9 protein-coding genes are annotated in these 11,221 nt (G+C 71.1%); 4 read left to right on the plus strand and 5 right to left on the minus strand.

Features of this window, described 5'->3' with window-relative positions:
* Nucleotides 1-80 precede the first annotated feature (80 nt).
* The 5 genes from ACIBEI_RS33265 to ACIBEI_RS33285 form a co-directional block, all read right to left on the minus strand.
* Nucleotides 81-764 (minus strand): response regulator, encoded by a 684-nt coding sequence (locus ACIBEI_RS33265; RefSeq protein ID WP_269650785.1) that lies wholly within the window; start codon nucleotides 762-764, stop codon nucleotides 81-83.
* The gene (locus tag ACIBEI_RS33270; protein ID WP_398893909.1) at nucleotides 761-3,319 is read right to left on the minus strand and encodes a DUF4118 domain-containing protein; all 2,559 of its coding nucleotides are present in this window, start codon (nucleotides 3,317-3,319) and stop codon (nucleotides 761-763) included. The genes ACIBEI_RS33265 and ACIBEI_RS33270 overlap by 4 nt, the downstream gene beginning before the upstream one ends.
* A 199-nt stretch (nucleotides 3,320-3,518) precedes the next feature.
* A complete protein-coding gene (locus ACIBEI_RS33275) occupies nucleotides 3,519-4,211 on the minus strand; it encodes an ABC transporter ATP-binding protein (protein ID WP_055615456.1) in 693 nt (230 codons plus the stop codon).
* 59 nt (nucleotides 4,212-4,270) lie between these two features.
* Entirely contained in the window at nucleotides 4,271-5,497 is a 1,227-nt protein-coding gene (locus tag ACIBEI_RS33280) for an alginate lyase family protein (RefSeq protein ID WP_398893911.1), read from the minus strand.
* Between the two features lie 197 nt (nucleotides 5,498-5,694).
* Nucleotides 5,695-6,588 (minus strand): peptidoglycan-binding protein, encoded by an 894-nt coding sequence (locus ACIBEI_RS33285; protein ID WP_398893912.1) that lies wholly within the window; start codon nucleotides 6,586-6,588, stop codon nucleotides 5,695-5,697.
* A 196-nt stretch (nucleotides 6,589-6,784) separates the two neighbouring features.
* Between ACIBEI_RS33285 and ACIBEI_RS33290 the strand changes: the two genes are divergently transcribed.
* The 4 genes from ACIBEI_RS33290 to ACIBEI_RS33305 all read left to right on the plus strand — a co-directional run bounded on the left by ACIBEI_RS33290 (nucleotide 6,785) and on the right by ACIBEI_RS33305 (nucleotide 11,072).
* Nucleotides 6,785-7,351 carry a TetR/AcrR family transcriptional regulator gene (locus tag ACIBEI_RS33290; protein WP_398893913.1) on the plus strand — a complete coding sequence of 189 codons (567 nt, stop codon included), beginning with the start codon at nucleotides 6,785-6,787 and terminating at the stop codon, nucleotides 7,349-7,351.
* Between the two features lie 159 nt (nucleotides 7,352-7,510).
* The gene (locus ACIBEI_RS33295; RefSeq protein ID WP_398893915.1) at nucleotides 7,511-8,977 is read left to right on the plus strand and encodes an MFS transporter; all 1,467 of its coding nucleotides are present in this window, start codon (nucleotides 7,511-7,513) and stop codon (nucleotides 8,975-8,977) included.
* 34 nt (nucleotides 8,978-9,011) lie between these two features.
* On the plus strand, nucleotides 9,012-9,524 hold the full coding sequence (locus ACIBEI_RS33300) for an SRPBCC family protein (protein WP_398893916.1): 513 nt from the start codon (nucleotides 9,012-9,014) through the stop codon (nucleotides 9,522-9,524).
* Nucleotides 9,525-9,710: 186 nt separating this feature from the next.
* Complete coding sequence (locus ACIBEI_RS33305) at nucleotides 9,711-11,072, plus strand: carotenoid oxygenase family protein (protein ID WP_398893918.1); 1,362 nt, start codon at nucleotides 9,711-9,713, stop codon at nucleotides 11,070-11,072.
* Nucleotides 11,073-11,221: the final 149 nt, after the last annotated feature.

Genomic DNA, 11,221 nt, shown 5'->3' on the forward strand with positions numbered 1-11,221 from the left:
ATCTGAAGCGTACCGGGGGGCGCTGACGACTACGTACCCCTGGTGCCGCCACTCGAACCGGCGTACGACCCGAACCGCTCTCACTTCTCGAACCGATACCCCATACCGGGCTCCGTAATGAAGTGCCGGGGATGCGCCGGGTCCGTCTCCAGCTTGCGGCGCAACTGGGCCATGTAGACCCGCAGATAGTTCGTCTCGGTGCCGTAGGAGGGGCCCCAGACCTCCTGGAGCAGCTGTTTCTGGCTGACCAGACGGCCCGTGTTGCGCACCAGCACCTCCAGGAGGTGCCACTCGGTGGGGGTGAGGCGCACGTCGCGGCCGTCCCGGTTGACCTTCTTGGCGGCCAGGTCGACGGTGAAGTCCTCGGTCTCGACGATCACGTCGTCCTCGCCTCCCCCGGTGGGCTCGGCACGGCGGACGGCAGCCCGCAGACGGGCGAGCAGCTCGTCCATGCCGAAGGGCTTGGTCACGTAGTCGTCGGCGCCCGCGTCGAGGGCCTCGACCTTCTCGTCGGAGGTGTGCCGGGCTGACAGCACCAGGATCGGCACACGGGTCCAGCCGCGCAGCCCCTTGATCACCTCGACGCCGTCCATGTCGGGCAGGCCCAGGTCGAGCACGACGACGTCGGGGTGCCGGGCGGCCGCGAGCTGGAGCGCGGTGGCGCCGTCGGGGGCCGCGTCGACCTCGTACTTGCGTGCCTTGAGGTTGATCACGAGGGCTCGGGTGATCTGCGGCTCGTCGTCGACCACGAGGACGCGGGTCATGAAGCCTGCCTTTCCGGTTGTACGAGTTCGGAGACGTCCCCGAGTGGTGCCGGGTGGGCGGGGCCCGCTCTGAGGGTGAGGACCATGGTGAGGCCGCCGCCGGGGGTGTCCTCGGCGTCGAGGGTGCCGCCCATGGCCTCGGCGAAGCCGCGGGCGACCGCGAGGCCGAGGCCGACACCGGCGCCGCGCGGGACGTCCCCGTAGCGCTGAAAGGGCGCGAAGATACGGTCCTTCGCCTCGTCCGGGACGCCGCGGCCGCGGTCCACGACCCGGACCTCCACGCGGTCGCCGAGCGCGCTGGCCGAGACGAGGACCCGCTCGTCGGCGGGGTTGTACTTGACTGCGTTCTCGACGATGTTGGCGACGGAGCGCTCCAGCAGCCCCGGGTCGACGGCCACCATGGGCAGCGTCTCGGGGATCTCCAGCTCGACGCTGTCCTCCGGTACGCCGCCCAGCGCCATCGGGACGACCTCGTCGAGGTCGATCTCGCGGATCAGCGGCGTGACCGTACCGGTCTGCAGGCGGGACATGTCGAGGAGGTTGCCGACCAGGTGGTCGAGCCGGTCGGCGCCCGCCTCGATGCCCTCCAGGAGTTCGGCCTCGTCCTCCTCGGACCAGGCGACGTCGTCGGACCTGAGGGACGACACTGCGGCCTTGATGGCGGCCAGCGGCGTGCGCAGGTCATGGCTGACGGCCGCCAGCAGCGCCGTACGGATGCGGTTGCCCTCGGCGAGTGCGCGGGCCTGCTCGGCCTCCTCCTGGAGGCGTTTGCGGTCCAGGACGACGACGGCCTGTGCGGCGAAGGCGGCGAGCACCCGGCGGTCCTCGGCGGGCAGGACCCGGCCGGAGAGGGCGAGCGCGGTGTGGTCGCCGACCGGCATGTCGACGTCCGCGTCGTCGGGGAGCGTAGGCGGGTGCAGGCCGACGCTGCCCGCGCAGGTCCACGGGTCGACGTCGCTGTCCCGTTCCAGCAGGGCGACCGACTCCATGCCGAAGGTCTCGCGGACCCGCTCCAGGAGGGCGTCCAGGCTGGTCTCGCCGCGCAGGACGCTGCCTGCCAGGAAGGAGAGGATCTCGGACTCGGCCCGCAGCCGGGCGGCCTGGTGGGTGCGACGGGCGGCCAGGTCCACCACGGAGGCCACCGACACCGCGACGCCCACGAAGATCACGATGGCGACGATGTTCTTGGGGTCGGCGATGGTCAACCGGTGCAGTGGCGGGGTGAAGTAGTAGTTCAGCAGCAGCGAGCCGAGGGCCGCCGAGGCGAGCGCCGGGAGCAGCCCGCCGAGGAGGGCCGCCGCGACGATCAGCGTCAGGAAGAGCAGCATGTCGTTGGCGAGCCCGAGGTTCGAGGCGCCATGGGTCAGCAGCAGGGCGAGGAGGGCCGGGCCGACGACGCCGACCAGCCAGCCCGCGACGATCCGGGACCGGCCGAGCCGCGACCCGCGGGCGGCCGGCAGTCCGCGCCCCTTGCCGGCCGCGTCGTGCGTGACGATGTGCACGTCCAGGTCGGGCCCCGACTCCCGGGCGACCGTGGCGCCGACGCCGGGGCCGAGCACGTACTGCCAGGCCTTGCGCCGCGAGGAGCCCAGCACGATCTGGGAGGCGTTGACCCCGCGGGCGAACTCCAGCAGCGCGGACGGGATGTCGTCGCCGACGACGTGGTGGAAGGTGCCGCCGAGGTCCTCGGCGAGGGTGCGCTGGATGGCGAGTTCCTTGGGCGAGGCCGAGGTCAGGCCGTCGCTGCGGGCGATGTAGACGGCGAGTACTTCGCCGCCTGCGCCCTTCTCCGCGAGCCGGGCGGCGCGGCGGATCAGCGTACGGCCCTCGGGTCCGCCGGTCAGGCCCACGACGATGCGTTCGCGGGCCTGCCAGGTGGAGCGGATGCCGTGCTCGCCGCGGTACTGCTGGAGGTACTCGTCGACGCGGTCGGCGACCCAGAGGAGCGCCAGTTCGCGCAGAGCGGTGAGGTTGCCGGGGCGGAAGTAGTTGGAGAGGGCCGCGTCGACCTTGTCGGGCTTGTAGATGTTGCCGTGTGCCATCCGGCGGCGCAGCGCCTGGGGCGACATGTCGACCAGCTCGATCTGATCGGCGCGGCGCACCACCTCGTCCGGGACGGTCTCGCGCTGCCGTACTCCCGTTATCGATTCGACGACGTCACCGAGCGACTCCAGATGCTGGATGTTGACCGTCGAGACGACGTCGATCCCGGCGGCGAGGAGTTCCTCGACGTCCTGCCAGCGCTTGGCGTTCCGTGAGCCGGGGACATTCGTGTGGGCCAGTTCGTCCACCAGGGCGACGGCCGGGGCACGCTCCAGGACGGCGTCGACGTCCATCTCGGTGAAGACGGTGTCCCGGTAGGGGATCTCCCGGCGGAGGATCCGCTCCAGACCGTGCAGCATGACCTCGGTGCGCGGCCGGTCGTAGTGCTCGACGAAGGCCACCACGCAGTCCGTACCCCGCTCGACGCGCCGGTGTGCCTCGGACAGCATCGCGTACGTCTTGCCGACGCCCGGTGCCGCACCGAGGTAGATCCGAAGCTTGCCGCGTCCCATGGCCCCATTGTCTTCCCAAAACGCACTGCGTACGCTGCGTCGACCTTACGGCCAACAATCCTGACAAATGGGGTGAGGGGTGGGGTGCGGGACGTCTTTGACAGAACCCTGACGCGGACAGAACCCTGACGCGCCACCGCGGGCGCCTGTGAACCTCAGTGCTCCACGGGCTCGGCGTCAGTGCTCCAGGGGCTCGGCCTCAGTGCTCCACGATCTCGCCGTCGCTCAGCTCCAGGACCCGGTCGGCGAGGTCGAGGAGGGCCGCGTCATGGGTGGCGACGAGCGCGGTGACCCGCTCGCTGCGGACGACCGCCCGCAGCAGCTCCATCACCGCGATACCGGTCTCGGCGTCGAGCTGGCCGGTGGGCTCGTCGGCGATGAGGAGCGCCGGCTCGTTCGCGAGGGCGCGGGCGATGGCCACGCGCTGCTGCTGACCGCCGGAGAGCTCGCCGGGCCGCTGCGCGGCGTGGTCGGCGAGCCCGACCAGGGAGAGCAGCAGCTCGACGCGCTCCTCGCGCTCGCGGGGCTCGGCCCGGCGCAGCCGCATCGGCACGCCCACGTTCTCGGCGGCCGTCAGGATCGGGATGAGACCGAAGGACTGGAAGACGAAGCCGATACGGTCCCGCCGCAGCTCCAGCAGGCCGTTCTCCCCGAGTCCGGAGAGGTCGAGCCCGTCGACGGTGATCCGCCCGTCGTCCGGCTCGTCGAGCCCGCCGACGAGGTTGAGCAGTGTGGTCTTGCCGGACCCCGACCGCCCCTTGAGGGCGACGAGTTCACCGCGCGGTATGTCGAACGAGACGCCGCGCAGGGCGTGTACGGCGGTTGCTCCGCTGCCGTACGAGCGGTGGACGTTCTCGACGCGCACCATCGTTTCGGTGACGACCTGGCTCATGACCCTCCCCCGTGGACCGGGCGCCAGTATCACCGTCCGGCGCCCGGTCGGGCAACGTCTCAGTTCGGGTTGTCGCCGTGCGTGAGTGTCTCCCAGGCGACGAAGAGGTTGTTGCTCCCCGACGGCCGGTTCTGCTGCGTCAGCCGGTCGGTGTTGGTCATGGCATGGCCGAGACGGTTGCTCAGGGCGTTGTGGCCGACCTCGGTGATGGGCCCGAGCCCGAGGTGCAGCGACCCGCCGCACAGCCAGCTCGGCGGCGCCTCGCCCAGCTGGTACTTGGCCTGGAAGCCGAGCGCGTGCCGCAGCCGCTCGCCGACGTCGGTGCCGTACAGGTCCTGGCCCTGGATGCGGCTGGTCTCGGCGACGTGCGAGATCGCGGAGATGCCGTATCCGGTGTGCGTGAGGTCGCGGCAGGTCTCCTGGGTGAGCCCGTTGACGAAGGTCGACTGCCCCTGCCAGTAGTTGATGATCTTCTGCGCGGTGTCGAGGTTCTGGCTCGGCACGGTCTTCGGCAGCGCGCCGTCGGAGGACAGATACACGAACGCGGCCGTACGGGTGCGGAACTTCGCCATGGCCTTGTCGTACGACGCCTTGTCCTCCAGGAAGACGGAGATGCCGACGGCGGCCTCCATCATCGACAGCTCCCAGTTGCCGTTGGAGTTCGAGCCGTTGATGATCTCGGGGAGGTACACGGTGCGCAACATGGTCGCGAAGCGGCCCGAGTTCGCCCAGCCGCCGTCGTACGTGTGCTTGATGATCTCGGCGGCCTTGGGCCAGGACGAACCCGCCCAGCCGGTCTGCAGCGGGGCGTTGCTGTTGGTGTGGTCCTGGATCGTCGCGGACCAGGCGTCCATCAGCTGGATCGCCTTCTGCGCGTAGCGCACGTCCCGCGTGATGTACCAGGCGAGGGCCTGGGTGTACGCGGCGATCGCGTCCTCGCGCTCGTCGGTGCAGCCGTTGTTGGGGTTCGAGTACGAGCCGCACTCGACGACGGCGCGGGGCTTGGGGGTGCGCGTGAGCGAGCCGTACTTGCTCGCCAGCATCTGGTCGTACGCGCCCTTCCAGGGCTGTGCGCCGGCGTTGACCTGTTGCCGTGCGAAGTCCAACTGGCCGCGGGAGACGGTGACTCCGGGGTGCGTGAAGGTGGCGGGAGCCGCCTCGGCGCGGTCGGCGGCGGGCCAGGCCAGTGCGCCCGCCAGGAGGGCGGCGACGGTCCCGACGAGCGCGAAGCGGGATCTGCGGCGATGACGTGGAGGTACCGGGGTGTTCAGCATGGTGGGGGACATCCGTTCTCGTATGTGAACACGGAATGCCTTTATGAACACAGGCGTTGGCCGTGACCATAGGTACGGACCAATTTCACGTCAAGAGAAAAGGCAGGAGAAAAGAAGCGGGAGAGGCTCAGGAGCGAGCACCGGGGAACGACAACGGCCCGTGAGGCTCCGGAAGTTGTCCGGAACCCCGCGGGCCGTTTCGCTGAAACTCAGGCCTTGACCGTGAAGCCGTGCTCCTTGCCGAGCTTCTTCAGCGTCGTCTGACCCGGGATGCCGTTGGCGTCGGCACCGCTGAAGCCGTACCGGCGCTGGAGGCTCGCGTACGCCTCGACCGTCCTGCTGCCGAACGAGCCGTCGGCCCACTGCGCGGGCAGCAACCCCTCGGCTACGAGGGCCTTTTCGACGACGAGGACGTCCGCCTTGTGGGTCTTGCCGCCCTGGGGCAGACCCGGGTCGCGGCGCGCGGCGGCGATGACGTTGCTGAGGTCGACGACCGGCTTCGACGGCGTGGGGCCGCCCGCCCCGGGGGACCCGACCGGGGCCGCCTCGAAGAGCGCGGACTTGTCGATGTTCCCCGGGTCCCAGTGGTCGTTGCCCGGGATGTTGGCATGGCCGTAGTGGCCGCCCTTGCTCATCCAGATCGTCCGGGGGCGGTTGGTCGCGTCGGCGCCCGAGGTCGCGAGCCGGCCGGCCGGGAAGGTGTCGGGGATCTTCCAGGAGCGGATCGCGGCCATCATGGCCCGGTAGTTGGGCCCCGGCTTCCAGGTGGCGGTGAACGGCTTGCCCGCCCGCCCGAGCACCTCGATCTGGATGCAGACCTTCCCGACGCGATTGGTCCGCGTCGAACCGTCGTTGCGCAGTGCGCGGGCGCTCGCGTTCAGCGGCCCGTACTGGCCGAGCCGGTCGGTCGTCGGGTCGTACAGCAGGTGCGGCTCGGCGGAGACGCTGATCAGATACGCCGACACGGAACGGAACGCGTCGTCGCCGGCACCGCTCTCCGTGGTGTGCCAGACGACGCGGCCCGGGATCGACGGATGGTCCATCGCGCCCCCGATGCTCCCGTCGCCCAGGCGCTGGGCCTTCTCGATCCAGTTCGTACCCATGCCTGGCTCCCGTGCTCTGTTACGTGGTCGGTAAGTCGTCGGTGGGGCAGGCGAGTTGACGGTTCAGCGCCGACTCCGCCCTAGGTGACGCAGCGTAGCCACTCACGGGTCGCGGCTCGGACGCTTCTCTATTTTTTCAGCGCGACGAGTGACTCCGCCCTTGACGGCGAAAAAGTGTGAGTGGTTAAGTACTCACATGCAGACGGAACGACGCCGCCAACTGTCCACCGCCGATGAGCGCCGCGAGACGGTGCTCCGCACCGCCATCGGCGCCTTCGCCTCGCGGGGCTACTTCGGCACGACGACCACAGAGGTGGCCAAGGCCGCCGGGATCTCCCAGGCGTACGTCTACCGGCTGTTCCCGAACAAGGAGTCCCTGTTCGCAGCGGTCGTCGAGCACTGCTTCGTCAGGGTGCGCGAGAGCCTGGAAGGGGGCGCGGCCGAGGCGAAGGGCAGTTCACCGGAGGCGGTGCTCTCATCGATGGGCAACGCCTACGCCCACCTGATCAGCGACAACGACCTGCTGCTCGTTCAACTGCACGCCCAGGCGGCAGCGGTCTCCGTACCCGCGATCCGGGACGCCGTCCGCGCGGGGTACGCCCGCACGGTGGAGTACGTGCGCGGCGCCTCCGGGGGCGACGACCGGCAGGTCCAGGAGTTCTTCGCCGTCGGCATGCTCTGCCATCTCGTGGTGTCGATGGAGGCGCAGGAAGTGGACGCCCCGTGGACGCGCACCCTCACGGCGGGCATCCGGCACTACTGACGGGCCCGCCACCGGCGGGGCGAAGGGGCACGCTCACACCCCGACAGCCCCGCCTCTTCTTCGAAGCAAAGAGTGAGTGGTCAACCACACATACTCATGGCAGCCAAGAACTCACAGGAAACACGAGAACTCACAGGAACACCCGAGAAAGGGAACCCGATGTCCAGCACGCGAAAGGGCGCAAAGGGAGCAAGGGCGGTCCGCCCCGGCGCCGCCCTCGCGGTCCTCGCCGCCGCCCAGTTCGCCGTCGCGCTCAGCACGTCGATCGTCAACGTCGCCCTGCCCTCGGTCCGTGACGGCGTCGGTCTTTCGGACACCGGCATGTCCTGGGTCGTGAACTCCTACGGCCTCGCCTTCGGAGCGCTGCTCCTGCTGGGCGGACGGACCGCCGACCTCGTCGGCCGGCGCCGCGTCCTCCTCGCAGGCCTCGCGCTGTTCGCCGCCGCCTCGGTCGCCGCGGGCCTCGCCACCGGCCCGTGGGCGCTGATCACCGCCCGCACCGCACAGGGCGTCGGAGCAGCCGCCGTGGCACCCGCCGCGCTCTCCCTGGTCATGCGGCTCTTCCCGCCGGGCCCCGGACGCGCCAAGGCGATCGGGGTCTGGGGCGCGGTGTCCGGCGCCGGCGGAGCCGCCGGAGTCCTGCTCGGCGGGGTGCTCACCGAGGGCCTGGGCTGGCCGTGGGTCTTCCACGTGTCCGGACTCGGCGCGGCCGTCGTGCTCGTCGGCACCGTGGTGCTGGTCCCCGCCTCACCGCCCGACGACGGCGCTCCCAGCCGGCTCGACCTCGTCGGCACCCTCACGGTCACGGCCGGACTGGTCGCGCTGGTGTACGGGCTCACGTCGGCCGGACGCTCCGGCTGGACCGACCCCTGGGTGCTCGGCTCCCTGGGCACGGCGGCCGTGCTGCTCGCGCTGTTCCTCCTGGTCGAGCGGCGCCACCCCGCTCCGCTGCTGCCGCCGCGCCTGTGGACGGAGGGGCTGGTCGCCCCGGCCAACCTCGTCATGACGCTGCTCGGCGCCGTCTGGGTCGGCCTGTTCTTCTTCCTGCCGCTCTATCAGCAACAGGTCCTCGGCGCGGGGCCGTTGGAGACGGGGCTCTCCCAACTCCCCCTGGCGGCGGCGAACATGCTCGGCTCCTGGTTCGCCCCGCGGCTCGCCCGCCGGCTCGGCCCGCACATCACGCTCGCCGCGGGCCTGCTCACCCAGGCCGCCGGACTGCTGTGGCTGTCCCGGATCACGGCGGACGGCAGCTACCCGGCCGACCTGCTGGGCCCGATCCTCGTGATCGGCCTCGGCCTCGGCACCGCGTTCGTCCAGCTCACCGGGGCCGCCGTGACCGGCGTACGGCCCGCCGACTCGGGCCTGGCCAGCGGCCTGGTCAACACCACCCGGCAGATCGGCGGAGCCGTGGGCCTGGCCGTCCTCGGCACGCTCGCCGCCTCCCGTACGGCCGCCGCCGCACACCACCACTCCCCCGCGGCGGCACTCACCGAGGGCTACCGGCTCGCCTTCCTCGTCTCGGCGGCCGTACTCGCCGTCGGCGCCGCACTGACTCCCCTCCTGTCCCGCCGCCTCGCGGCACAGCCGCAGACCGAGCAGGCCCCGGCCACCGCCCCCACCCGCTGAACCCCCGTCCGACGCCACAGAAGGAGATCCCGCCATGAACGCCGGACACGCCGAACACGCCGAACACGCCATGAGTGCCGAGAGCACACCCGGCCACTCCGTCGACGAGGACGCCCCCGTCGTCGTACGCCTCTCGATCACCGTTGACGCCCCGCTGGCGGCCGTATGGGCCCTGCACACGGACATCGGGTCGTGGGCCGACTGGAACACGGACATCGAGAGGGTCGACTTCGACGGCCCGCTCGCCCCGGGCGCCTCCTTCCGGTGGCTCACCCACGGCCTCGACATCACATCCACGGTCCGCGAGGTCGTGCCAGGCGAGCGGATCGTCTGGGGCGGCCCGGCACACGGCATCGAGGGCGTCCACGTCTGGACCTTCGAGGAGTCCGGCGAGACGACCGGCGTGCGGACCGTGACGGTCCGCACCGAGGAGTCCTGGGCCGGAGCCCCGGTCGAGGAACACCCCGAGGAAATGCGCGAGGCGCTGCGCCAGTCCCTGGAGAGCTGGCTGAACCGCCTGCGGTCCGAGGCCGAGCGCCGCGGCTGAGGCCGTACAGCCGCCGTACGGCCGCCGTACGGCACGCGAGGTGCCCGCGTACGCCGGTGCCACCCGCCCCCTCTCCCTCGACTCCACTCCCCTCCACTCCACTCCACTCCACTCCACTCCACTCCACGAGAAGCCACTCCACAAGCTCCCATCCACGAGCGACAACCCACCAGAAAGGTCACCGTCATGAGCGTCGAGAAGCCCTATCTGACCGGCCACTACACCCCCGTCACCGACGAGATCACCGCCACCACACTCACCGTCGAGGGGACGCTGCCGCCCGAGCTGACCGGCCGGCTGATCCGCAACAGCCACAACCCGAAGCCCGGCATCACCCCCACCCACTGGTTCAAGGGCAGCGGCATGGTGCACGGCGTACGGCTGCGCGAGGGGCGCGCGGAGTGGTACCGCAACCGCTGGGTGCACACCCCGGCGCTCGAAGGCGCCCCCTATATGACCGAGCGGGGCCCCGACCTGACCGCCAGCACCGCGGGCACCCACGTCATCGAGCACGGCGGACGGCTCCTCGCGCTCTGCGAGGCGAACCTCCCCTTCGAGCTGACCGCCGACCTGGAGACCGTGGGCGCGTACGACTTCGGCGGCAAGCTGACCTCGGCGATGACCGCGCACCCCAAGGAGGACCCGGCCACCGGCGAACTGCACTTCTTCTCCTCGTCCCCGTTCCCGCCCTATCTGATCCACCACGTGGCCTCGCCCGACGGCCAGGTCCTCGACACCCAGGAGGTCCCGGACGCGAGCGCCGCGCTCAAGCACGACTTCGCCATCACCGAGCACCACGTCGTCTTCCTGGAGGGCTCGGTCACCTTCGACCCGGCCGAGCACTCCGGCATCCCGTACGGCTGGAGCGACGCCCAGCGGTCCCGTATCGGGGTCATGCCGCGCGGCGCGGGAGGCGCGGCCCACATCCGCTGGTTCGAGGTCGACCAGGGGTACGGGATGCACTTCGCCAATGCCTACGAGGACGCGTACGGCCGGATCGTCGTCGAGGGCCCGACGGTGGGCCGTACCGGCTGGCAGCGCTCCTGGAACTGGTGGGTCGGCGCCCCGGACCGCGGCGCGGAGCCCAACTCCGGTTCCAGGACGAAACGCTGGACCGTCGACCTCGCGGCGGGCCGCGTGAAGGAGGAGCAGACCGACGACCTCACCGTCGAGTTCCCCACCATCAACGACGCCTTCACCGGCCGCGAGCACCGCTACCAGTACGCGCTGTCGTTCCCGGACGACCTGGGCATCGGCAACCACACGCTGGTCAAGTACGACCGCCGGGACGGCACCCGCCAGCTGCTGCCGTTCGGCAACGGCCAACTGCCCAGTGAGGCCGTGTTCGTCCCGGCGGACGCCACCACCGACTCCTCCGGCGAGGACGCCGGGTATCTGCTCACCGTCGTCAGCGATCTGAACGCCAACGCCTCCAGGCTGCTCGTCCTGGACGCCTCGGACCTGTCCCTGCCGCCGGTCGCGACGGTCCATCTGCCGCGCCGCGTACCGGCGATGATCCACGGCTCGTGGATCCCGGACGCCGTCTGACGGGAAGTCCCGGAAACGGCGAAACGGCGGTGGGGGGGCCCCCCCCCCCCGGGGGGGGGGGCCCCCCCCCCCCCCCCGGGGGGGGGGCCCCCCCCCGCCGGGGTGGACCGCTCCGCCGCCCGGCGGACCCCTCCCGGGCGGCAGGGGGC

The sequence above is a fragment of the Streptomyces sp. NPDC050988 genome (assembly GCF_044456225.1).
In the GTDB taxonomy this organism is placed as follows: domain Bacteria; phylum Actinomycetota; class Actinomycetes; order Streptomycetales; family Streptomycetaceae; genus Streptomyces.

What these genes read in the sequence shown, in the direction of transcription:
- ACIBEI_RS33265 (WP_269650785.1), bottom strand. Translation starts at nt 764, where the DNA reads ATGACCCGCGTCCTCGTGGTCGACGACGAGCCGCAGATCACCCGAGCC.
- ACIBEI_RS33270 (WP_398893909.1), bottom strand. Translation starts at nt 3,319, where the DNA reads ATGGGACGCGGCAAGCTTCGGATCTACCTCGGTGCGGCACCGGGCGTC.
- ACIBEI_RS33275 (WP_055615456.1), bottom strand. Translation starts at nt 4,211, where the DNA reads ATGAGCCAGGTCGTCACCGAAACGATGGTGCGCGTCGAGAACGTCCAC.
- ACIBEI_RS33280 (WP_398893911.1), bottom strand. Translation starts at nt 5,497, where the DNA reads ATGTCCCCCACCATGCTGAACACCCCGGTACCTCCACGTCATCGCCGC.
- ACIBEI_RS33285 (WP_398893912.1), bottom strand. Translation starts at nt 6,588, where the DNA reads ATGGGTACGAACTGGATCGAGAAGGCCCAGCGCCTGGGCGACGGGAGC.
- ACIBEI_RS33290 (WP_398893913.1), top strand. Translation starts at nt 6,785, where the DNA reads ATGCAGACGGAACGACGCCGCCAACTGTCCACCGCCGATGAGCGCCGC.
- ACIBEI_RS33295 (WP_398893915.1), top strand. Translation starts at nt 7,511, where the DNA reads ATGTCCAGCACGCGAAAGGGCGCAAAGGGAGCAAGGGCGGTCCGCCCC.
- ACIBEI_RS33300 (WP_398893916.1), top strand. Translation starts at nt 9,012, where the DNA reads ATGAACGCCGGACACGCCGAACACGCCGAACACGCCATGAGTGCCGAG.
- ACIBEI_RS33305 (WP_398893918.1), top strand. Translation starts at nt 9,711, where the DNA reads ATGAGCGTCGAGAAGCCCTATCTGACCGGCCACTACACCCCCGTCACC.